The 20,995-nt window shown below is 44.9% G+C and carries 23 protein-coding genes; 17 read left to right on the top strand and 6 right to left on the bottom strand.

The genetic code is table 11. The features are described from left to right. Nucleotides 1-296: 296 nt before the first annotated feature. Nucleotides 297-548 carry a hypothetical protein gene (locus tag HF992_RS03780; protein WP_168548728.1) on the top strand — a complete coding sequence of 84 codons (252 nt, stop codon included), beginning with the start codon at nt 297-299 and terminating at the stop codon, nt 546-548. Between the two features lie 35 nt (nt 549-583). Here the strand turns inward: HF992_RS03780 and HF992_RS03775 are convergent, their stop codons facing one another. Further along, nucleotides 584-700 carry a putative metal homeostasis protein gene (locus HF992_RS03775; protein WP_168548727.1) on the bottom strand — a complete coding sequence of 39 codons (117 nt, stop codon included), beginning with the start codon at nt 698-700 and terminating at the stop codon, nt 584-586. 48 nt (nt 701-748) lie between these two features. Continuing rightward, the gene (locus HF992_RS03770; protein ID WP_168548726.1) at nt 749-976 is read right to left on the bottom strand and encodes a hypothetical protein; all 228 of its coding nucleotides are present in this window, start codon (nt 974-976) and stop codon (nt 749-751) included. A gap of 479 nt (nt 977-1,455) precedes the next feature. On the opposite strand from HF992_RS03770, the gene HF992_RS03765 reads away from it, so the two are divergent. The 15 genes from HF992_RS03765 to nusB all read left to right on the top strand — a co-directional run bounded on the left by HF992_RS03765 (nt 1,456) and on the right by nusB (nt 13,907). Further along, nucleotides 1,456-1,977, top strand: coding sequence for a YqeG family HAD IIIA-type phosphatase (locus tag HF992_RS03765; RefSeq protein WP_168548725.1), 522 nt, complete (start codon nt 1,456-1,458; stop codon nt 1,975-1,977). A gap of 7 nt (nt 1,978-1,984) precedes the next feature. Continuing rightward, complete coding sequence (yqeH, locus tag HF992_RS03760; protein WP_168548724.1) at nt 1,985-3,094, top strand: ribosome biogenesis GTPase YqeH; 1,110 nt, start codon at nt 1,985-1,987, stop codon at nt 3,092-3,094. 44 nt (nt 3,095-3,138) lie between these two features. Next, complete coding sequence (locus HF992_RS03755) at nt 3,139-3,573, top strand: DUF5301 domain-containing protein (RefSeq protein ID WP_168548723.1); 435 nt, start codon at nt 3,139-3,141, stop codon at nt 3,571-3,573. Nucleotides 3,574-3,611: 38 nt separating this feature from the next. Continuing rightward, nucleotides 3,612-3,923 carry a ribosome assembly RNA-binding protein YhbY gene (yhbY, locus tag HF992_RS03750; protein ID WP_168548722.1) on the top strand — a complete coding sequence of 104 codons (312 nt, stop codon included), beginning with the start codon at nt 3,612-3,614 and terminating at the stop codon, nt 3,921-3,923. Nucleotides 3,924-3,935: 12 nt separating this feature from the next. Then, nucleotides 3,936-4,568: a nicotinate-nucleotide adenylyltransferase gene (locus HF992_RS03745; RefSeq protein WP_168548721.1), complete on the top strand. Its 633-nt coding sequence runs from the start codon at nt 3,936-3,938 to the stop codon at nt 4,566-4,568. Then, nucleotides 4,565-5,149, top strand: coding sequence for a bis(5'-nucleosyl)-tetraphosphatase (symmetrical) YqeK (gene yqeK, locus HF992_RS03740; RefSeq protein ID WP_168548720.1), 585 nt, complete (start codon nt 4,565-4,567; stop codon nt 5,147-5,149). The genes HF992_RS03745 and yqeK overlap by 4 nt, the downstream gene beginning before the upstream one ends. Continuing rightward, nucleotides 5,146-5,598 carry a GNAT family N-acetyltransferase gene (locus tag HF992_RS03735; protein ID WP_168548719.1) on the top strand — a complete coding sequence of 151 codons (453 nt, stop codon included), beginning with the start codon at nt 5,146-5,148 and terminating at the stop codon, nt 5,596-5,598. The genes yqeK and HF992_RS03735 overlap by 4 nt, the downstream gene beginning before the upstream one ends. Before the next feature lie 182 nt (nt 5,599-5,780). Further along, the gene (rsfS, locus tag HF992_RS03730; RefSeq protein WP_168548718.1) at nt 5,781-6,134 is read left to right on the top strand and encodes a ribosome silencing factor; all 354 of its coding nucleotides are present in this window, start codon (nt 5,781-5,783) and stop codon (nt 6,132-6,134) included. A 368-nt stretch (nt 6,135-6,502) separates the two neighbouring features. Continuing rightward, complete coding sequence (locus HF992_RS03725; RefSeq protein WP_168548717.1) at nt 6,503-7,246, top strand: class I SAM-dependent DNA methyltransferase; 744 nt, start codon at nt 6,503-6,505, stop codon at nt 7,244-7,246. Between the two features lie 319 nt (nt 7,247-7,565). Next, nucleotides 7,566-9,731, top strand: a complete 2,166-nt coding sequence (locus tag HF992_RS03720; RefSeq protein ID WP_168548716.1) for a KAP family P-loop NTPase fold protein — start codon at nt 7,566-7,568, stop codon at nt 9,729-9,731. 81 nt (nt 9,732-9,812) lie between these two features. Beyond that, nucleotides 9,813-10,919 carry a nucleotidyltransferase gene (locus HF992_RS03715; RefSeq protein WP_168548715.1) on the top strand — a complete coding sequence of 369 codons (1,107 nt, stop codon included), beginning with the start codon at nt 9,813-9,815 and terminating at the stop codon, nt 10,917-10,919. A 102-nt stretch (nt 10,920-11,021) separates the two neighbouring features. After that, a complete protein-coding gene (locus HF992_RS03710; RefSeq protein ID WP_168548714.1) occupies nt 11,022-12,080 on the top strand; it encodes a M24 family metallopeptidase in 1,059 nt (352 codons plus the stop codon). 423 nt (nt 12,081-12,503) lie between these two features. Further along, nucleotides 12,504-13,064 (top strand): elongation factor P, encoded by a 561-nt coding sequence (gene efp, locus HF992_RS03705; protein ID WP_168548713.1) that lies wholly within the window; start codon nt 12,504-12,506, stop codon nt 13,062-13,064. Nucleotides 13,065-13,099: 35 nt separating this feature from the next. Continuing rightward, entirely contained in the window at nt 13,100-13,483 is a 384-nt protein-coding gene (locus tag HF992_RS03700; RefSeq protein ID WP_168548712.1) for an Asp23/Gls24 family envelope stress response protein, read from the top strand. Continuing rightward, nucleotides 13,476-13,907 carry a transcription antitermination factor NusB gene (gene nusB, locus HF992_RS03695; RefSeq protein ID WP_168548711.1) on the top strand — a complete coding sequence of 144 codons (432 nt, stop codon included), beginning with the start codon at nt 13,476-13,478 and terminating at the stop codon, nt 13,905-13,907. Before HF992_RS03700 ends, nusB begins: the two co-directional genes overlap by 8 nt. Nucleotides 13,908-13,956: 49 nt before the next feature. On the opposite strand, the gene HF992_RS03690 is transcribed toward nusB, so the two are convergent. From HF992_RS03690 to HF992_RS03675, 4 genes are all read right to left on the bottom strand, one after another. Then, the gene (locus HF992_RS03690; protein ID WP_168548710.1) at nt 13,957-14,697 is read right to left on the bottom strand and encodes an amino acid ABC transporter ATP-binding protein; all 741 of its coding nucleotides are present in this window, start codon (nt 14,695-14,697) and stop codon (nt 13,957-13,959) included. Beyond that, nucleotides 14,690-16,255 (bottom strand): ABC transporter substrate-binding protein/permease, encoded by a 1,566-nt coding sequence (locus tag HF992_RS03685; protein WP_168548709.1) that lies wholly within the window; start codon nt 16,253-16,255, stop codon nt 14,690-14,692. Before HF992_RS03685 ends, HF992_RS03690 begins: the two co-directional genes overlap by 8 nt. A 190-nt stretch (nt 16,256-16,445) precedes the next feature. Next, nucleotides 16,446-17,411: a LacI family DNA-binding transcriptional regulator gene (locus HF992_RS03680; protein ID WP_168548708.1), complete on the bottom strand. Its 966-nt coding sequence runs from the start codon at nt 17,409-17,411 to the stop codon at nt 16,446-16,448. Then, nucleotides 17,401-18,846: a sucrose-6-phosphate hydrolase gene (locus HF992_RS03675; RefSeq protein WP_168548707.1), complete on the bottom strand. Its 1,446-nt coding sequence runs from the start codon at nt 18,844-18,846 to the stop codon at nt 17,401-17,403. Before HF992_RS03675 ends, HF992_RS03680 begins: the two co-directional genes overlap by 11 nt. A gap of 219 nt (nt 18,847-19,065) precedes the next feature. Here HF992_RS03675 and HF992_RS03670 point away from each other — a divergent pair, with 219 nt between their 5' ends. Further along, nucleotides 19,066-20,979: a sucrose-specific PTS transporter subunit IIBC gene (locus HF992_RS03670; RefSeq protein WP_168548706.1), complete on the top strand. Its 1,914-nt coding sequence runs from the start codon at nt 19,066-19,068 to the stop codon at nt 20,977-20,979. Nucleotides 20,980-20,995: the final 16 nt, after the last annotated feature.

The following is a 20,995-nucleotide window of genomic DNA, read 5'->3' as shown; positions in this document are numbered from 1 at the left end:
GTACTTGGTGACCTGCTCGGGGTGAAATGTTAAGCTGCTGAGGAGGCTTTGCCAGTCTCATATGGTACCAGGCAAGGCTATGCCCTGCAGTAGGCTAGCGCGGGTATCGGAGCTGGTATGGTTGAACAGATTACCACAAGAACAGTAGCCATTCTTTTGGGCAAGTGACAGATTGAGCAGGATAGGAGTAATGCCTTCTGTTGTATATAAGGTTTATCAGAGTCTGCTTGCTGCGAAAACAAGGTGATGAAGTCCTCAGAAAGAAGACGGTTTTTTCTCGGAAACCACTATTTAAGATGGAACGCACGGGTTTGTCCAAACAGTTTTTGGATACCTCAAAAGCCCCTCTAATATCTGCAATTATCTGTCTGATCAGGCCAGTCCGATTGCAAGGCATTAACGCTTCCGTAGCAGTATCATTTCAAGTGCCTATGGAGCACATCGCGCTTTTGGAGCAGCGTGTTAGAGCCAATGGAGGCGTCTTTATGCCATCAAAAAACATCTCGCTAGGTGATGAGCCTGCGAGATGTTTTGATTTAACCATTTAGGGATAAAATGGCTAAGAAATCAATACGCTTAGGGATTAGCGTTTGCCATGGCGCTTATGCTCATGGATAATTTTAAGAGCGCGTTTACGCGTTTTAATGTTTGGACTTTTAAGCCTGCGATAGGCTGAAGCCAAATCGGTTTTTTCTGCCATCAGGTCCTCCTTTTTTAAAACTTATCAGACATGGCTGATGAGGCTAGTTTACCACAAAATAATTAACTGGTAAAGTATATAACTAAAAAATATTAAAAATCCTGAGATCAAAGCTACTCGGAAGACTTCAATCCCCTGAGAAGAGAGGGTTGTACTAAGCATCCCGATCAGGCAGGCCAGTATCAAGAGCTTATTGTCCTGTTGATAGGCAAGATAAAGGATGACACTCTGAACCAAGAAAAGCAAGACATGCAGCATGATTCTAAATTTTTTCATAAAAACCTCATCTGAGCAAGTTTTGGAAGAATATTCCTACTGGTATTATAGCAAAAAATATGCCAACAAAGGCAATGAACAGGGACTTCCGAGAATGATTTGACACTAACCGTAGTTTCTTCTAGCCGGCTTCTTGACAAGCTTGGACGCGGAGGTTTAATCCGTGTGGTCAAACTGAGAGCTGGCTCTTTGAAAATCCCCCAATAGTAGGCGATAGAACCATGAAAAAAGAATATTTTCCGAGAGCGTGTTTTCTTAGAAAAGAATATTTTTATGAGGACATTTTCTTTTAACGGATAAATGAACTGAGAGTCTCCTTGTAAAAAATAGAACAAAATAGTTTGAAAAAGTGATGATCACTAAAAACCGACCTCTCGTTTCTTCAGGCGTACATCTTGGAATAGTACAGCTTTGCTGTCTTTTCATCACGTTTTGTGGTAAAATAAAGGGTAATGAATAATTGGGAGAATAGTTGAGTAGTGGAAAAATATAGACCAACGTTTGCGCTTGAAGCGGTTTATGACCTAAAGGTGGAAGATTTAGAAAAACATGGTATCCGTGCGGTTCTGGTCGACTTGGATAATACGTTAATTGCTTGGGACAATCCTGATGGCACTCTGGAGATGAAGGAATGGCTCCATGACATGCGAGATGCAGGGATCAAGGTTGTCGTTGTTTCTAATAATACAACGGAACGGGTGCGTCGCGCTGTTCAGCAACTGGAGATTCCTTTTGTATCCTGGTCTATGAAGCCTTTTAATATCGGTATCAAAAAGGCTATGCGACGTTTTGATATCAAACCAGAAGAAGTTGTGATGGTCGGTGATCAGTTAATGACGGATATTCGGGCGGCGCACCGAGCAGGCATTCGTTCTATTCTGGTTAGACCATTGGTTCAGACCGATTCTAAAAAGACCAAGATTAATCGCATGCGGGAGAGGGCTATGCTCAAGAAAATTGTGGCGAAGTACGGACCGATTGCCTACCAAAGGAGACTCTAGGATAAAAATGGACGAAAAATTACAATGTATTGGTTGTGGTGCAGTCATTCAGACAAGGGATAAAGAGGCGGTTGGATTTACCCCCCAATCTGCTTTGGACAAGGGCTTAGAGACAGGGCAGGTTTATTGTCAGCGTTGTTTTCGCTTGCGTCACTACAACGACATTACCGATGTCAGCATCACAGATGATGAATTTGCCCGACTGCTCCATGAAGTGGGCGATAGCGATGCCTTAGTGGTTAATGTGGTGGATATTTTTGATTTCAACGGATCGGTGATTCCAGGACTGTCACGCTTTGTGTCGGGCAATGATGTGCTTTTGGTTGGGAACAAACAGGATATCCTTCCCAAGTCTGTTAAGGCCAGTAAGGTTACCCAGTGGTTGACGGAGCGGGCGCATGAAGTGGGTTTGCGACCAGTTGATGTGATTTTGACCAGTGCCCATAAAAAGACTAGCTTGAAGGAATTGATGGCTAAGATTGAAACCTATCGCAAAGGCCGTGACGTCTATGTTGTAGGAGTGACCAATGTTGGTAAATCCACGCTAATCAATGCGATTATCCAAGAGGTGACCGGTGATAAGGAGGTCATCACCACTTCCCGTTTTCCAGGGACGACTCTGGACAAGATTGAGATTCCTTTGGATGATGGTAGCTTTATCTATGACACACCAGGGATTATCCACCGCCATCAAATGGCGCATTACCTGAGCGCTAAAAACCTCAAATACGTGTCGCCTCGTAAGGAAATCAAGCCAAAAACCTACCAGCTCAATCCTGAGCAGACGCTTTTTTTAGGTGGTTTGGGACGTTTTGATTTCATTTCAGGGGAAAAGCAAGGGTTTACGGCTTATTTTGACAATGAACTGGCGTTGCATCGTACTAAATTGGATGGGGCGACAGATTTTTATGCCAAGCATGTCGGAGATCTCCTGCAACCCCCTAATCAGCAAGAAGCGGTTGCTTTGCCACCATTGGTCCGCCATGAATTTACCATCAAGGAAAAAACAGATGTGGTTTTTTCTGGTCTTGGTTGGATCAGGGTCCAAGGGCCGGCTCGCGTTGCTGGTTGGGCACCAAAAGGGGTGGATGTGGTGATTCGAAAAGCCATTATTTAAGTCTTGTGAAGTAAAACGTTGTGGAAGAGAAGGGAAGGAAAGGAATGAAAAAAAGGATAGTCCTCTTCTGTTTAAGCCTAGGTTTACTGGGACTCGTCTTCTGGTATCGGAGTGGCGTCGCTGTGGGACCTGCGCCTAGCTTGCCAGAAGCAGGAGAAATCAGCGCCATCACACTTTCGACAGAAAAAGACACAGCGTTTTTGGTCTCACCAGATACGCCTCTTCGGATAGAAGACGAGGAGACAATCGCGTCTTTTCTTGAGACCCTTTCTCAGTCTCACAAGACCCGTCAAAAATCGGTCAATGATGTCCCTTATGCTGAGCGTTATGCCAGAGTTGAAATGATATTCAAGCCCGGGCAGAATTCTGCCATCGCATATCTCTATCCAGAGGGAAGGACGACCTATTTAGAACGACCTTATACCGGCATCTACAAACTCAACATACCTATCGACAAGTGGCTCGAGACGGTCAACTAGACTGCTCTGCCATTTCCCTAAAAAAGAAAGAAGAAACCATGACATTAACATCCAAACAACGTGCTTTTTTAACCAGTCAGGCGCATAGTCTGAAACCTATCGTGCAAATTGGAAAAAATGGCCTTAACGATCAGATTAAGACCAGCATTCGTCAGGCGCTAGATGCGCGTGAGCTCATCAAGGTGACCCTCCTCCAGAACACGGACGAGGACATCCATGAGGTTGCTGAAATCTTGGAAGAGGAAATCGGCGTAGATACGGTTCAAAAAATCGGACGTGTCCTGATTCTTTTCAAGAAATCTGCTAAGAAGGAAAACCGTAAACTGTCTGTCAAAGTTAGGGACATCTAAGAGAGGACAAACATGGCCATTGAACTGTTGACCCCTTTTACTAAGGTCGAATTGCAAATAGAAGAAAAACCAACAGATCGCCAGCAGATCGGTATCCTGGGGGGGAATTTTAACCCTGTCCACAATGCGCATTTGTTGGTGGCAGATCAGGTACGCCAACAACTGAATTTGGACAAGGTCTATCTGATGCCGGAATTCACACCGCCCCATGTGGATAAGAAGGAGACGATCGATGAGGCGCATCGCCTAGAGATGCTCAAGCGTGCCATTGCTGGCATTGAAGGACTGGGTATCGAGACGATTGAGCTAGAGCGCAAGGGCATTTCTTATACCTATGACACCATGAAGTTGCTCAAGGAGCAGCATCCGGAAGCGGATTATTACTTTATCATAGGTGGGGATATGGTTGAGTATCTGCCAAAATGGCATCGGATTGATGAGTTGATGCAGTTGGTACAGTTTGTCGGCGTACAGCGTCCACGCTATAAGGCAGGAACATCATACCCTATCATCTGGGTCGATGTACCGCTTATGGACATTTCTTCTAGTATGGTGCGCGACTTTATCAAACAAGGCAGAACACCTAACTTTATGTTGCCACATGAGGTACTAGATTATATCGAAGAAAAGGGGCTCTACCTATGAGATACGACGCCTATCTCACCTTATCACGTGAGGAATTACTGGGGGAAATAGCAGAGCAGATGAGCGAGCAGCGTTTCCGCCATGTCTTAGGCGTGGAGAAAGCTGCCTTGGAGCTCGCCGACCGCTACGCTTGCGACCCTGTTAAGGCTAGCCTTGCGGCTCTCCTGCACGATTATGCCAAGGAGCAACCAGATAGCGTTTTTCTTGACCTCATTGACCGTTACCAGCTGGACCCAGCCCTCAAAACTTGGGGCAATAACGTCTGGCACGGTCTGGTTGGACGCTATCTGATCACAGAGCAGTTTGGACTGACAGATGAGGAGATTTTGACCGCCATCGCCCGTCACACCGTCGGGGCAAGTGAGATGACACGCCTTGATAAGGTCCTCTACGTTGCCGACTATATCGAACCAGGCAGAGACTTCCCAGGGGTGGAGACTGCTCGCCAGCTGGCAGCAGAAGACCTTGATAAGGCTGTTGCCTACGAAACAGCGAGAACGATCGAACACTTGGCTCACAAGGGCATTCCCATCTATCCCCAGACTTTAGAGACCTATAATGCTTATGTGAGGTATCTATGATTGACTTGAAACCTGTCGATGAGACCAGCTTTTATCAGGTCTTACAGCTAAAGGTGCATGAGGAGCAAAGACACTGGGTCGCAGATAATGCGACATCTCTTGCTGAGTGCTGGCTCTATCGTGACAATGGCGATGTCTTTCCTTATGCTGTCTGGGTAGGAGATGAGGTGGTCGGATTTGTCCTACTGGATATTGATGAGGAAGAGAATCAGTACATGATCTGGCGGCTGATGATTGACCAAGCGCATCAGGGAAAGGGTTACGGTCGTGCGGCAGTGGAAGCGGTCATTGCGCTCGCAACCGCTGACCCCGTCTGTGACCATGTGCGGGCAGATTATGTCAAGGACAATGACAAAATGGCTCATCTCTTGACTGACTTAGGCTTTGAAGTCTTTAATCAGGATGAGCGTGAGATTTTTACTAAACTAGATTTATTAAATAGAGAATAGTGAGCGAAGCGAACTGATAAGAGATACTGACGCCGTGGTCAAAGTTGCAGAAGTAGCAACGTCTGCAACGAGGGAATCTTGAAGACCTTAGGCTTTAAGATTAGCCATGAAACGCCATTGGCGGTTGCTGGCGACCCGACCACCTCAGTCAGTATCAAAAAAAATAAAATTAAGGAAAACCAATGACGAAAGAAAGATTAGTAGAAGTGATTGTGAAAGCCGCTGATGAAAAGCGGGCAGAGGATATTGTGGTGTTGGACTTGGCAGGCTTGACCAGCATGACGGACTATTTTGTCATCATGACAGCGACCAACTCGCGCCAGTTGGAAGCTCTAGCGGATAATATCCGTGAAAAAGTCAAGGAAGCTGGACACGATGCCAGCCATATCGAAGGCGACAGCAAGGGTGGCTGGGTGCTCCTAGACCTCAATGACGTCATCGTCCACATCTTTAGCGACGATGACCGTGCCCACTACAACCTCGAAAAACTCTGGCATGAAGCCCCAATGGTGGATGTGACAGAATATTTGGCGTGAGAGACAAACCTTGCCAATGGCAAGGTTTTTGTGGAGTAGTACAGCAATTCGTCACTCGTTAGAGTTTGATTGGCACAGTTGAGTAGGTTTGTCACAGCTCGTTGGACGAAGACGAGCAATTCAACTACTGCGATTATTAGGTATGAAAATGGTAAGAGGCAAGGGCTTACTTCCAGTCTTTTGGTGGAATTTTATCAAGCGAGCCTGAGAAAGCCGATTTTTAGAGGGTTGGGGACACGATTCGACAAAGAGATTTTATTTTTTCTTTGTCAAGTCCAGTGTAGACCGTAGCCAAAGCCCTAAGAGGTTTGGCGTTATGGTCTGCCTTGTGACCCTATCACCTAAAGGAATGGGGAAGGAAAAAAGATATGACTAAAAACTACGACACTTTTGCATCGGTCTATGATGCTATCATGGACGATTCGCTCTATGATTTTTGGACGGACTTTTCGCTCCGCCATTTTCCTAAAAAACCAAAGGAAGCCAAACTGCTGGAGCTGGCCTGTGGGACGGGCATGCAGTCGGTGCGGTTCGCACAAGCGGGCTTTGAGGTGACGGGCTTGGACTTGAGTGAGGAGATGCTTGCGGTCGCAAAACGACGGGCTTCCTCTGCCAAGGTTGCCGTTGACTTTGTGGCAGGCAATATGTTGGACTTGAGCGGTGTGGGCACTTTTGACTTGGTGACCTGCTACTCGGACAGCCTCTGCTATCTGGCGGACGAGGTGGAGATGGGGGATGTCTTCGCTCAGGTTTATGAGCACCTCAATGACGGAGGCACCTTTATTTTTGATGTTCACTCGACCTACCAGACGGACGAGGTTTTCCCGGGCTATTCCTATCATGAAAATGCAGAAGATTTCGCTATGGTTTGGGACACCTATGAAGATGAGGCGCCGCACTCCGTTGTCCATGAGCTGACCTTTTTCATCAAGGACGAGGACGGACGCTTTACCCGCTACGATGAGATTCACGAAGAACGCACCTACGAATTTCTGACCTACGATATTCTGCTGGAACAAGCGGGCTTTACTGATGTCAAGGTCTATGCAGACTTTGAGGATAAGGAGCCGACCGATACCAGCAAGCGGTGGTTTTTTGTGGGGAGGAAGTAGGGCGTAACTAGCCACAGAGAGCACAGTATTTTTAGCATTGAGTGTGTTGATTTATTCTCTATCCTTCCGCTAATGGCAACCTATTGTTCCGCTGAGCCTTATATCCTTCCTAAGTTTGCTTCACAAATCGTGAAAAAGCCCTAAACCAAGGGCTTTTTGTGGTATAATGGAGTTATATTAATGTGTAAGGTGTAAGAGTTAATCGTGTATTGAGAGATTATAGTAATTTAACTTAATTAAGTTATTAATTCTAATGAATTATCTAATTATTAGATAAGGGAAATATTATTCCATAACGAATAAAAATAGGGGTATAAATATGGATTATAATACAGATAAACCGATTCATACAGCAAAAGATGATTTATTAGGTAGAGCCTCATTTTCAAAACAATTGGGAAAAGCAATCTATGAGTATAGTGGAAAAGACGGATTGGTAATAGGTTTGTTTGGTAAATGGGGAACTGGTAAGACTTCCGTTATTAATATTGCAGAAAATGAAATTCTTAAACTTTCTGAGAAAGATGAAAATAAGCCGATAATTATGAGGTTTGCCCCATGGAATTACTCTGATAAAGATAATCTTATCAGTTTATTTTTTCAAAGTTTAAAAAACAAAATAGATGTTCAAGATAATGAACAATTGAAGAAGAAAGTTGGTAAGGCATTAAGTGATTATTCGGGTGCTTTTGATGCATTATCTATGATTCCATTAGTAGGGTCAGGCGTAGCTGCAATATTAAAAACTATAGCTCAGGCCAAAGGTGCTAATCTGATGCAAAATATTGATTTAGATAAAGCTCGAGAGAATCTAGAACGGGCTTTGGTCGATGCTAACAAGAAAATCATTATTGTAATTGATGATATAGATAGACTGACTAACTCACAGATTAGAGATATTTTTCAATTAGTTAAACAAGTTGCTGATTTTCCCAATGTCATATATGTATTAGCCATGGATAGAGATGTTGTCCGTAGTGCTTTAACAGAAGTTCATAATATAGATGGAAATGAATATTTAGAGAAAATTATTCAAATACCATTTGAATTACCAGAACTAAGAAAATCAAAATTACATGATATATTTTTCTCTAAACTTGATCGGGTTATTAATAATCTTCCTGATAAAGTAGAATGGGACGAGAATTATTGGAATAATGTTTTTAGAAATTGCATAGAACCATTTATCTACACTTTAAGAGATGTGAATCGAGTAGTAAATACATTTCAGTTTAGGTATGGTTTGGTATATCAAGAAACTTCCTTTGAAGATATGATAGCAATTACAACGTTAGAGGTACTAGAACCAGAGTTATATAAGTGGATTGCTAGCAATAAAGAAGCTGTTTGCGGAGGCTTTGCGTATAGTTTTTCATATAGTAATAAATTAGATTATAGAAAATTTTATCATGATGAGTTTGAAAGATTAGGTATAAATCCTGATTTAGCAATAAGTTGTGTTTCAACTCTGTTTCCTGTTTTTGCTAATGCTGTCAAAGAGCATCAATATGGTTATCATTCCTATTCAGATGCAAGAGGTAAGATGAGAGCTAGAGGAGAAGGAAGATTTGAACTATACTTTATGTTTGATTTAGATGATATTAAAGTTTCTAGAAATACAGTTAATCAATGCATACATGAATTTGATTCTACTGAATTAAAAGAAGTTATTTTAAAAATCAATCAAGAGGGAAATATTGCTTATTTTATTGAAGAATTAAAATCGTTGGTTGATGAAATTCCTTATAATCGCTTAACAATACTAGCTTCAGTCATCATTAATTTACAGGGTGAATTTAAAGGTGAGGAGCAAAAAGTCCTTTTCAGAATATCTACAAAGAGTAAGGCTGAGTATCTTGTATACCATATAATAGACAGGCTTGAAACAGAGGAAGAAAGATTTAGTTTTATTTGTTCTGCTGTGAAAAATATGGATGTGTCTAGTGCTGGCCTCTTGGCTACAATCATTAATAGGATAGAGCTTGCCTATGGAAGATTAGCAGGAAATTCAGAAAAACAAGAGAACCAGCTTATTACTCTACCTCATCTTGAAGAAATCGAGAAAATGTATGTTAGTAGAATCAGTGAAATTGCAAACTCTGTCTCACTTTTGAATATGTCGAACATTTATATTATTTTTTATTTGTGGCAGTGTTTTGATCAAGACGGAGCGAAGTCTTATTTAGACGGTTTGTTTAAAAATGTAGTGAATAAGCTTAAATTTATTTGTGGACTAGCAGGACGGTGGACCGGGACTGATGGAAATGGATGGAGTTTCGATTTGAAATACTATTCGGAATATATTTCTCAAGATGAAATTTATAATTTAATTCAGGATTTTGATAAGAACAAATTAGATGAGTTTACTGAAATTGAACAGATAAAATTGGCTTCATTCGTTTTGAATCACCATAAGGATGATATAGGACATGCTAATGAGCAGGAGGCTATGGAACTTGTAAAGAGGTGGCAAACCGAAAAGTGAATATAACCTTAACAAAAATAAGGAATTACAGCCGTCATATCATCTAAAAATTAAACGATAAAACATCTAGAAAGGCTTTCCATGACCACAACAGGCATTATCGCAGAGTTTAACCCCTTCCACAACGGGCATCAGTATCTTTTAGACCAGGCGAAAGGGCTGAAGATTGTGGTCATGTCTGGCAACTTTGTCCAGCGGGGGGAGCCTGCTATCGTGGATAAGTGGACGCGGGCGCAGATGGCACTAGAGCATGGGGCAGACATCGTGGTCGAGTTGCCCTTTCTGGTGTCTGTCCAGTCGGCGGACTACTTTGCCAAAGGCGCAGTGGGCATCCTGCGGCAGCTGGGGATTAACCAGCTGGCCTTTGGGACAGAGGCGGTCATGGACTATCAGCTGATTGCGGACACCTACGCCAAGCAGGCAGAAGAGATGGAGGCCTTTCTCTCGCGCCTGCCTGACCACCTGTCTTACCCTGAAAAGGCGCAGGCCATGTGGAAGACCTTTACGGGACTGACCTTCACGGGTGAGACGCCCAACCACATTTTGGCGCTGGCCTATGCCAAGGCGGCAGCTGGGACAGGGATTGCCCTTTGCCCTATCGCTCGGCAGGGGGCTGGCTTTCACTCGGAGGAAATGGCAGAGCAGTATGCGTCAGCGACAGCCATCCGCAAGCACATAGCAGATGGCGATTTTGTCCACAGGGTCAGCCCGGTGGCTGATCTCCTGCTCTCCTCACCACAGGTCTCCTGGGAAGCTTATTTCCCCCTGCTCCGCTATCAGGTTCTGACCCATCCAAATCTGACAGACCTCTATCAGGTCAATGCAGAGCTGGGTAGTCGTATCCGCTCTGCTATTCGGAGCGTAGCGACGGTAGAGGAGTTAGTCGAGGCAGTTGCGACCAAACGCTACACCAAGGCGCGGGTGCGACGGGTGCTGACCTATATCCTCGTCAATGCGACAGAAACGGAGCTGCCGTCTGCGGTGCGGGTCTTGGGCTTTAGCCCAGCTGGGCAAGCCCATCTGTCCAGCATCAAGGGTCAGGTAGCGCTTGTCACACGCATTGGCAAAGAGCCATGGGACGCCCTTACCCAGCAGGCCGATCGTGTTTACCAACTGGGACACCCAGCTCTCAAGGAGCAAAACTGGGGACGGGTGCCAATCAGATCAACCTCGAGAAATCGTCTATAACCTCTCAGGAAAATCAGGATTAGAAGGAGAATGCTAAGTTCTCCTTCTTTTTCTCGTCGCCCTTGTGATATAATAGGGTATCCGTTGAAAGAGGAGGACAGTATGGAAAAACGATTAGAAGCTTTGAGCGGACGGTTAGAGGAGCAATCCCTAGATGCCGTTCTCATCACTGATTTACATAATATCTATTATCTGACAGGCTTTTGGGGGTCGGCAGGGACCTTATTGGTCAGCAAGACGCGCAGAATCTTTGTGACAGATGACCGTTATGCTTTGATTGCCAAGCAGGTGGTTCAGGGTTGCGATGTCATCAGCAGCCGGACGGCTCTGACAGAAATGGCTCAGTTGATTCAAGCGGACGGTTTGGAGCGGATAGGGTTTGAGGATACGGTGAGCTATGGCTTTTATCAGGCGCTAGAGGTTGCCTTTGAAGGGTATGATTTGGTTGCCCAAACCAATCTGGTTGAGAAGTTGCGGATGATCAAGGATGAAGCGGAGATTGCGACCATTCAACGTGCCTGCCAAATCTCTGACCAAGCTTTTATCGATGTCCTAGATTTTATCAAGCCTGGTAAGACTGAGCTTGAAGTGGCTAATTTCCTTGATTTTAGGATGAGGGAGCTAGGAGCGTCTGGCATTTCCTTTGATACCATTGTGGCGTCGGGCGATCGTTCGGCTATGCCCCATGGCAGAGCCAGTGAGAAGGTGATTGCGCTCGGAGAATCCGTCACCTTGGATTTTGGGTGCTACTATGACCATTATGCTTCTGATATGACACGGACTATCCATGTCGGGCATGTGACCGATGAAGAACGGGAAATTTATGCGATTACCCTAGCAGCCAATCAAGCCTTAATTGATCAAGCTAAGGCTGGAATGACCTACATAGACTACGATGGCATTCCTCGCCAAGTTATTGAGAACAACGGTTATGGTCCTAACTTCACGCATGGAATTGGCCATGGAATGGGGCTGGATGTTCATGAAGTGCCCTTCTTCACAAAGACGCTAGATCAGCTTGAAGCAGGAATGGTAGTGACAGATGAACCTGGGATTTATTTAGATGGGAAATACGGCGTCCGCATCGAGGATGACCTCCTCATTACAGAGACCGGTTGCAAGGTCTTGACTAAGGCGCCTAAGGAACTCATTGTTCTGTAAAGGGTTAGCTGATGGCGAAAGAGGCTAGGGCCAATCCTTCTTTTCACTTCTAATCCCAAAGGGTACTCGTCACCTAGACGATTGGCACATAGGAAAGAGTGTCGACACTCAATCAGACCATCCAAGGATTGAGCAGCTCAAACAATGGTTTAAAAAGAGGGGGCTAGGTCTTGGCTCCCCAATATTTGATAGTGAGTCGTGCTTGGCATTTTCCTGTCGTGATGACAGCCGTGAGGGGGCGTTTTAAGGTGTGAGTGTGGTCGATGGTTTAAGGCAAAGCCTGAAGTACCTGGCAGGATAGCAATCAGAGAGAAAAGGGATTTTCCCCTATAATCTCCTAGGGATTTCGTAGGAAACATTTGAGAAATCAAGGCCTTTATGTTAGAATATAACAAGAAAAACTATAATGAGGTAATGTAAACAATGGTAGATGCAAGTAAATTAAGAGCTGGAATGACTTTTACAACAGACGAAGGACGTCTGCTCCGTGTTTTGGAAGCTAGTCACCACAAACCTGGTAAGGGAAATACTATCATGCGGATGAAATTGCGTGATGTGCGTACCGGTTCAACCTTCGATACTACTTACCGTCCAGATGAAAAATTTGAGCAGGCTATTATCGAGACACGTCCGGCGACCTACCTTTACCAAATGGATGACATTGCTTTCTTCATGGACACTGAGTCTTATGAGCAATATGAAATTCCTGTTGTTAATGTTGAAGAAGAGTTGAAATACATTTTAGAGAATGCCGAAGTTAAAATCCAATTCTTTGGAACAGAAGTGATTGGTGTGACCGTACCAACAACGGTTGAATTAACTGTTGTAGATACTCAGCCATCTATCAAGGGGGCGACTGTCACAGGTTCTGGTAAGCCAGCGACCTTGGAGACAGGATTGGTAGTCAATGTGCCTGATTTCATCGAAATCGGTCAAAAATTGATTGTGAACACTGCAGAAGGAACTTACGTCTCTCGCGCTTAGGCTTGGACTCTAGTAAGGATAGAAAGGAATTCACGATGGAAAACTTAGGTGAAATCGTTATTGCTCCTCGTGTGTTGGAAGTGATTACTGGAATCGCGGCGGCCAAGGTAGACGGTGTTTATGCCCTTCGCAACAAAGCGGTCTCAGATGGTCTTATCAAGACCAGTAAGGGACGTGGCGTTTACCTCCACACTGATGATGAAGGTGTGATTACAGCAGACATCTACGTCTACTTAGAGTACGGGGTCAGTGTTCCGACAGTGGCTATGGACATTCAAAAGGCGGTCAAGACCGCTGTCTACAATTATGCGGATGTGACCATTGACAGTGTCAATATCCATGTGATTGGCATTGCTCCTGACAAGACTCAAAAGCCTGACTTGAAGGACTTGTTCAATGAGGATTTCCTCAATGACTAAGACGTTCTCCCGCCGTCAGTTACGTGAAAAAGCTTTTCAGGCCCTTTTGGCGATGGAATTTGGCTCAGAAAGTCTGCAAGCGGCTCAATTTGCCTACGCCCACGAGTGGGACGAACAGACGGAGTCTGTTGAGCAGCAGGATTTGCCGATTTTTATGCTCAATTTAATTCAAGGTGTGACCAGTCACCAGTCAGAATTGGATCAGTTATTGGCGCCAAAATTAAAGTCAGGTTGGACCTTGGATCGTTTGAATTTGGTAGATAAGACCATTTTACGGTTAGGCCTCTTTGAGTTGTCCTTTTTAGATGAGACGCCTGCCAAGGTAGCAGTCAATGAAGCCATTGAGCTTGCGAAGACTTTTTCAGATCAACAGTCAGCCCGTTTTATCAATGGCGTTTTGACTCAGTTTGTGACAGAAAATTAAACGAAAAGATAAAATAGACCTGCATGAAAGATGGCAGGTCTATTTCGTTCTATCCTAAAAAGCGTTGTAAGAAGACTTTGGTGCGTTCTTCTTGAGGAGCTTCAAAAATTTGCTCAGGGGTGCCAGCTTCTGCAATGACGCCTCGGTCCATGAAGATGACACGGTCTGAGACTTCCTTGGCAAAGGCCATCTCGTGCGTCACGATGATCATGGTCAGGCCTGAGTCTGCGAGGTCCTTCATGGTTTTGAGAACTTCGCCCACCATTTCTGGGTCAAGGGCAGAAGTTGGTTCATCAAAGAGGATGCATTCCGGATCGACTGAGAGTGCGCGGGCGATGGCTACCCGCTGTTTTTGGCCACCTGAGAGTTGTTTAGGCTTGGCTAGCCAATACTGCTCTCCCATCCCGACCTTTTTAAGGTTATGTTTGGCAATTTTCTCAGCTTCAGCACGATCACGTTTGAGGACGGTCGTTTGGGCGACAATGGTGTTTTCCAAGACATTGAGGTTGTCAAAAAGGTTGAAAGATTGAAAAACCATGCCAACCTTCTCCCGGTAAGTTGTCAACTCAAACCCTTTGTCCATGATGTTACGGCCATGAAAGAGAATCTCTCCTCCGGTCGGGACTTCCAATAAATTGATGGATCTGAGCAGGGTGGATTTCCCTGATCCAGAAGAACCGATGATCGAAATCACTTCGCCCTGTTCAACAGTCAGGGAAATGTCCTTGAGAACTTCATTGTTCCCATAAGATTTTTTGAGATTCTTAAGTTCTAAAATAGTATTAGTCATGAACAACCTCCACTTGCATTTGATTGGCTCCGGTTGTGTAGTGGTCGGTGTCAAACTGTTTTTCCACTGCACGTAAGATGCGGGTGACGGTAAAGGTCAAGATGAAGTAAATCACTGCGATGACCGTGAACGTTTGGAAGTATTGGTAGGTTTGTGTTGCGATGGTATTTCCTGAGAAATAGAGCTCGACTACGGAGATGACATTCAAGACAGAAGTATCCTTGATATTGATGACAAACTCGTTACCAGTCGCTGGCAAGATATTGCGGATGACCTGTGGTAGAACAACCTTCTGCATGGTCTGGTTATGGGTCATTCCGAGGGCTGTGGCCGCTTCAAATTGTCCCTTGTCGACTGCAAAAATCCCACCACGAACAATCTCGCTCATATAGGCTCCTGTATTGATAGAGACGATGAAAATAGCGGCCAGCGTGCGATCGAGATTGAGGCCGAAAGCCTGGGCAGTTCCGTAATAGATAACCATGGATTGAACGATCATCGGTGTCCCACGGAAAACTTCGATATAGATGTTGATCAACCAGCCAACGGTATTTTGGAGAAGGGCTAGCGCTCTATTCGTGGCCTTGGGGGCAGTTCGAAATACACCGATCGCTAAGCCGATAAGGGTTCCGGCTATTGTCCCAACGATGGAGATGAGCAAGGTCATCAAGGCGCCTGTTAGCAGAGTTTTCCAGTTGTTGGTCAGGATGGCCAGTGCTTGCCCTAAGAAAGAAGGTTTGCTGCCGTTGTCTTCAGCAACAGGCTGCAAAGGAATCATGCTGTCCATGAGCTTGACTTGTTGGTCGTGGGAAAAATCAGCTAGAACCTCGTTGACAAGTGCTAGATTGCTGTCACCTTTGCGCATTCCGATAGCGATGGCTACGTCAGATTCGCTGACGTCAAAGCCCTCTTTTAAGGAGATCATTTTAAAGTCTTTAGAGGCTATTTGAGCAGAAATCCCGTCTGGACGTTCTGAAACATAGGCATCAATAATGCCGGATTGGAGGGCTTGGCGCATCTGAGCAAAGTCGCCCATAGCTGTTTGTTGGGCAACACCGTCAATTTGGCTGATTAGGTTGTAAAGGTAAACCCCTTGTTGAGAGGTGACTTTGGCGCCTGAAAAATCAGCTAAGCTGCTAGCCGTTGCATAAGGACTGTCAGAACGTACCACCAAAACAGGTTCAGAGGTATAGTAACTATCGGAAAAGTCAATCTCCAGTTTACGTTCTTCAGTGGGACTCATACCGGCAATGATGAGATCGATTTTCCCGGAAGTAAGGGCTGGAATCAAGCCAGACCAAGAAGTCTTAACGATGACTAATTCTTTGTCCATCTTATCGGCAATTTTTTTAGCCACTTGGACATCATAGCCGTTGGCGTATTGACTGGTTCCTTCAATCAGCACAGCACCATTGCTGTCGTCATCTTGGGTCCAGTTGAAGGGAGCGTAGGCGGCTTCCATACCGACACGCAGGACGTTTTCATCTGCATGGGCTATCCCAGAAAAGCCAAACAGGCTCAATAGGAAGACCAACAGGAGTAAGGGGGATTTTTTCATATGTTCTCCTTGTTAGATATTTTTCAATTCTTCTCATTCTACAAAAAATTCTAAAAATTAGCAATACATTTGACGGTGAAATTTGAAAAAAAGGCTTTTTACAGTAGGTAAAGAGTGTGACTTAAAATTTTAAAAAAAATAAGAAAAACAGAGGCCAGCAGTTCAGTCTCGCCTCTTGTTGAAGGTCAATTTACAGGCTGTTGCCTGGAGAGAGTTGGATAGGGAGCACGTAATTCTTTTCCTTGAGGTCGAGGCCTTCAATACGTTGAATCAATAGTTCGACCATCAGTTTGGCCATTTCAGCGATAGGTTGTTTGATCGTTGTTAACTGAGGATAGTAGGTCTCTACGAAATAACTGCCATCGTAACCGATGATTTTCAACTCATCGGGAATCTGTATGTCAAGCTCTCTTCCAATTTTTTGGACTAGAATGGCAGTCAAATCGTCGGAAGTGAAGACGCCATCTGGCTGGTGCTTTCGGAGGATGGTCTGGATTTCCATTTCCTTGCGCACAGGTGAAAAGTCGCTAGAGACATTGATGATAGGTGCGTCTGGAAAAATCGTAGAAAACCCTGCCTGTCTAAGACCTGTCGGTGAGTTGGAGTCGTCGTTTCCAGTGATCATGAGTGGGTTTAAACAACCTGAACGTTTGAGAGATTGCGCCGCTAATTGCCCGCCCTTAAAATTGTCCGATGATACGACAGGGATGCTGGGAGATAAATTGCGGTCAAAGGAGATGATAGGAGCAGAGACCCGCTCATAATCTGAGATGCCTAGGTTATGGCTAGAAGAAATAATGCCATCAACTTGATTAGCCTCTAACATTTCCAAGTATTCTTTTTCTTTTTCGGGTTCATTTTGGCTGTTGCAAATAATGGTTTTGTAGCCACGCTCAAACAGTTCGAGCTCTAAGTGCTCAATCAGCTCAGCATAGAAGACGTTAGAGAGCTTTGGAAAGATGAGACCGACTAGCTTAGCGGATTTGCCCTGTAAACTTCTAGCAAGATTATTCGGTTTATAAGAAAGTTCCCGCATGGCCTCTTCTACCTTGCGAATTGTTTGTTCGGATAGGTAGCCCTTTTTGTTGATGACACGAGAGACGGTAGTGGGGCTAACGCCCGCTAGGCGGGCAACATCAGTAAGTTTAGCGACCATGGTGTAATGCGTAATAAGTTCCTGAAATCGGACCAGCTGTCAAACGTATGCCAGATTGATCGGCATTAGGGAAGACGCGGCCTGAGAGGACTTTTTCTCCTTTATTGATGAAAATTTCGAAGATGGATTTGTCAATGAAAATATTGAGGGTGGTTTCAGTTTTTGAAATCGGACATTCACGCGTCTGTCCGAACTCTAAGGCGTACTGTTCACCTGCTTGGCTACGATCGAGGGTCAAGAGACCGTTTTGTGTATCGACTTCAAGGCGTAGGCCACGACCAGCCTGGTCTGCCAGCAAGACAAGCTCACTTTTACTTTCGGCTGGGATGGTGATTTCTAGTTCGTAGACGTTGTCTGTTTCTGACATATCTCTTAAAACTACAGGTTCCTGGCGAAGGTTTTTGAGCGCCTCGACAGGGTATTGGTAGAGTTTACCCTCTTTAAGAGTCAATTCTTTTACGAGGGAGAGAACACCTTGGTGATCAAAGTGATCCGTTGGGTACTCTACATCAGGCAAACCTAACCAGCTGACGCTTAAGGCGCGACCATCTGGGCTGTTAAAGGCTTGGGTGGCGTAGCACTCAAACCCATAATCTAGATTGTAAAGTTCTGAAGGTTCAAGGATGGCAGCTTGTTCCGGATCAAAAGCTTTTCCAATCTTGTAGAGGTTCGGGTAGATATTATCGTAGCCAAAGACAGATTTATCAAGGCCTTGAGGGCAGTAGAGGAGGATGGGTTGGTCATTGATGAAAATCAGGTTAGGGCATTCCATCATATAGGCCGTGCGGTCATTGGCAAAGTCTAAATTACCAATCTCTTGCCACTGTTTATAGTCGTTATTGACTGCCTTATAAAGCTTGATCATCCCCTTTTTCTCTAAATCCTGGCCACCGATAATGGCGTAGTACTGGCCCTTGTAGTCAAAGATTTGTGGGTCACGGAAATGATCGGTCGTGTCTTTCGGCTGGGTGATGAGGGGCTTATCGAATTTAACACAATCCCCATAGGAGGTCATCAGAGCCCCGTTTTGATAAGGATGACGAACCCATTCAGCATCCCTGCAATTGCCGGTATAGAAGATAAAGAGCTTATCCTCCATCTGCATGGCAGAACCAGAATACATGCCGTGAGTGTCCAATGGATGGTCAGGAAGCAAGACAGTCCCAGTCTCTTGGAAGTGAACCAGATCATCCGAGACCGTATGGAACCAAGATTTTAAACCGTGTGCGGCCCCGAAAGGAAACCACTGGTAAAAGAGATGGAACTGGCCATTGAAATAAGAAAACCCATTCGGATCGTTGAGTAGGCCACGCTGGGGTTCGATGTGCAGGGTAGAACGCCAAGGAGACTTGGCCACATTGGCTTCAATGGCTTGAATCTCCTCAGCAGTCCAATCTTCATAGGGACGGTAACGTAAGTTGCTATCAAAAGGCATTTTATCTCTCCTCTAATCTATGTCTAGGGTTAGTCAGAATCTTCCTAGTCACTATTATAATAGTAACCGTTTTCTGGCTAAAAATCAACTTTTTTATGTTGTTTTAAAATATTTTATATCAAACGGTTGACATATTTTAAAAAAGTGATACAATAGAAAACGAAAGATACTGTAAACCGCTTTCAACAAATGAATTCAATTAAAGGGGAGTTTTTGCAAATGGATAACACACAAATTGCAAAAGAAGTCATCGAGGCGCTCGGTGGACGTGAGAACGTTAGAAGCGTAGCTCACTGTGCGACTCGTTTGCGTGTCATGGTCGTTGACGAAGCTAAAATCGACAAGGATCGTGCAGAGAACATTGAAAAAGTACAAGGTGCTTTCTTCAACTCAGGCCAGTACCAATTGATCTTCGGGACAGGTACAGTTAACAAGATTTACGATGAAGTGGTTGCGCTTGGCTTACCAACAGCAACAACTAGTGAACAAAAAGCAGAAGCAGCTGCGCAAGGCAATGCCTTCCAACGTGCCATCCGTACTTTCGGTGATGTCTTTGTTCCTATCATCCCAGCGATCGTAGCGACAGGTCTCTTCATGGGATTCCGTGGTCTTTTGACTCAGGAATTAGTAATGAAGTTCTTGGGTGTTGCAGAATATAATGCTGACTTTATCACTTACACTCAAATTTTGACGGATACGGCCTTTATCGTCCTTCCAGCCCTTGTGGTATGGTCAACTTTCCGCGTTTTTGGTGGGAACCAAACCATCGGTATCGTTCTTGGGATGATGCTTATCTCAGGCTCTCTGCCGAACGCTTGGGCAGTTGCATCAGGTGGTGATGTTACCCCGATGACCTTCTTTGGCTTCATTCCAGTCGTTGGTCTTCAAGGGTCGGTTCTTCCAGCCTTCATCATCGGTATCGTTGGTGCGAAGTTTGAGAAGTTTGTCCGCAAGTATGTGCCAGAAGTGCTTGACCTCTTGGTAACGCCATTCATCACTCTTCTTGTGATGTCTATCCTAGGCCTCTTTGTCATCGGTCCTGTTTTCCACGTGGTTGAAAACTACATCCTTGCAGCGACAAATGCTCTTCTTGCCTTGCCATTTGGTCTTGCTGGTCTCTTGATTGGTGGGGTTCACCAAGTCATCGTGGTATCTGGTGTTCACCATATCTTCAACTTGCTTGAATCACAATTGGTTGCCAACACAGGTGCTAACCCATTCAACGCTATCATTACTGCTGCCATGACCGCTCAAGGTGCGGCAACGGTTGCGGTTGGTGTGAAAACGAAAAATGCGAAATTAAAAGCCCTTGCTTTCCCAGCAGCTCTTGCAGCCTTCTTGGGGATTACTGAGCCTGCCATCTTTGGTGTGAACTTGCGCTACCGTAAGCCATTCTTCTTGTCACTCGCTGCGGGTGCTCTTGGTGGTATGGTTGCCTCTCTTCTTGGTCTTGCGGGTACTGGTTTTGGGATCACCATTATTCCAGGAACGCTTCTTTACCTTAACGGTCAATTCTTGCAATACCTCCTTATGGTAGCTGTATCGTTTGTAGCAGGTTTTGCATTGACATACTTCTTCGGTTTTGAAGATGAAGAAAAAGCCCCTGTTGCTACTGAAAAGCCAATTAAAACACAACCACGTGTTTCTGCTGTACCAGCTTCAGCCGTTGCTGATCAAGCTGGTGAAGCGTTGGTTTCCCCACTTGCTGGTGAAGTGGTTGCTCTTGAAAATGTTTCTGACCCAGTCTTTTCATCAGGTGCGATGGGGAAAGGTTTGGCAGTAAAACCATCTGAAGGTGTTGTTTATGCGCCTGCAGATGCTGAAGTAACCATCGCTTTTGAAACGGGCCATGCTTACGGTTTGAAAACAGCTACTGGTGCTGAAATCTTGATTCACATTGGGATTGATACGGTTTCCTTGAACGGTCGTGGCTTTGACATGAAGGTTTCTGCTGGAGACCGAGTGAAAGCTGGTGATATCTTGGGTTACTTTGATCCAGCAGTGATTGCAGAAGCTGGCCTTGACACGACAACTATGGTTATCGTAACAAACACAGCTGATTATGCGGCTGTTGAAAGCTTGGCTTCAGGAAGTGTTGCTAACGGCGACGCCTTCTTGAAATTGATTAAGTAGATCTTGATAAGTAAAG

Source organism: Streptococcus ovuberis (assembly GCF_012396585.1).
Taxonomy (GTDB): domain Bacteria; phylum Bacillota; class Bacilli; order Lactobacillales; family Streptococcaceae; genus Streptococcus; species Streptococcus ovuberis.
This window is presented reverse-complemented; position numbering and strand designations above follow the sequence as displayed.

Excerpts from the sequence above, each read along its gene's own strand:
- HF992_RS03775 (WP_168548727.1), bottom strand. The coding sequence starts at position 700 with ATGGCAGAAAAAACCGATTTGGCTTCAGCCTATCGCAGGCTTAAAAGT.
- HF992_RS03735 (WP_168548719.1), top strand. The coding sequence starts at position 5,146 with ATGATTGACTTGAAACCTGTCGATGAGACCAGCTTTTATCAGGTCTTA.
- HF992_RS03690 (WP_168548710.1), bottom strand. The coding sequence starts at position 14,697 with ATGACTAATACTATTTTAGAACTTAAGAATCTCAAAAAATCTTATGGG.
- HF992_RS03680 (WP_168548708.1), bottom strand. The coding sequence starts at position 17,411 with ATGGTCGCTAAACTTACTGATGTTGCCCGCCTAGCGGGCGTTAGCCCC.
- yqeH (WP_168548724.1), top strand. The coding sequence starts at position 1,985 with ATGGACGAAAAATTACAATGTATTGGTTGTGGTGCAGTCATTCAGACA.
- HF992_RS03685 (WP_168548709.1), bottom strand. The coding sequence starts at position 16,255 with ATGAAAAAATCCCCCTTACTCCTGTTGGTCTTCCTATTGAGCCTGTTT.
- HF992_RS03745 (WP_168548721.1), top strand. The coding sequence starts at position 3,936 with ATGGCCATTGAACTGTTGACCCCTTTTACTAAGGTCGAATTGCAAATA.
- HF992_RS03725 (WP_168548717.1), top strand. The coding sequence starts at position 6,503 with ATGACTAAAAACTACGACACTTTTGCATCGGTCTATGATGCTATCATG.
- nusB (WP_168548711.1), top strand. The coding sequence starts at position 13,476 with ATGACTAAGACGTTCTCCCGCCGTCAGTTACGTGAAAAAGCTTTTCAG.
- HF992_RS03720 (WP_168548716.1), top strand. The coding sequence starts at position 7,566 with ATGGATTATAATACAGATAAACCGATTCATACAGCAAAAGATGATTTA.
- HF992_RS03755 (WP_168548723.1), top strand. The coding sequence starts at position 3,139 with ATGAAAAAAAGGATAGTCCTCTTCTGTTTAAGCCTAGGTTTACTGGGA.
- yqeK (WP_168548720.1), top strand. The coding sequence starts at position 4,565 with ATGAGATACGACGCCTATCTCACCTTATCACGTGAGGAATTACTGGGG.
- HF992_RS03670 (WP_168548706.1), top strand. The coding sequence starts at position 19,066 with ATGGATAACACACAAATTGCAAAAGAAGTCATCGAGGCGCTCGGTGGA.
- efp (WP_168548713.1), top strand. The coding sequence starts at position 12,504 with ATGGTAGATGCAAGTAAATTAAGAGCTGGAATGACTTTTACAACAGAC.
- HF992_RS03710 (WP_168548714.1), top strand. The coding sequence starts at position 11,022 with ATGGAAAAACGATTAGAAGCTTTGAGCGGACGGTTAGAGGAGCAATCC.
- HF992_RS03675 (WP_168548707.1), bottom strand. The coding sequence starts at position 18,846 with ATGCCTTTTGATAGCAACTTACGTTACCGTCCCTATGAAGATTGGACT.
- HF992_RS03700 (WP_168548712.1), top strand. The coding sequence starts at position 13,100 with ATGGAAAACTTAGGTGAAATCGTTATTGCTCCTCGTGTGTTGGAAGTG.
- rsfS (WP_168548718.1), top strand. The coding sequence starts at position 5,781 with ATGACGAAAGAAAGATTAGTAGAAGTGATTGTGAAAGCCGCTGATGAA.
- HF992_RS03715 (WP_168548715.1), top strand. The coding sequence starts at position 9,813 with ATGACCACAACAGGCATTATCGCAGAGTTTAACCCCTTCCACAACGGG.
- HF992_RS03780 (WP_168548728.1), top strand. The coding sequence starts at position 297 with ATGGAACGCACGGGTTTGTCCAAACAGTTTTTGGATACCTCAAAAGCC.
- yhbY (WP_168548722.1), top strand. The coding sequence starts at position 3,612 with ATGACATTAACATCCAAACAACGTGCTTTTTTAACCAGTCAGGCGCAT.
- HF992_RS03770 (WP_168548726.1), bottom strand. The coding sequence starts at position 976 with ATGAAAAAATTTAGAATCATGCTGCATGTCTTGCTTTTCTTGGTTCAG.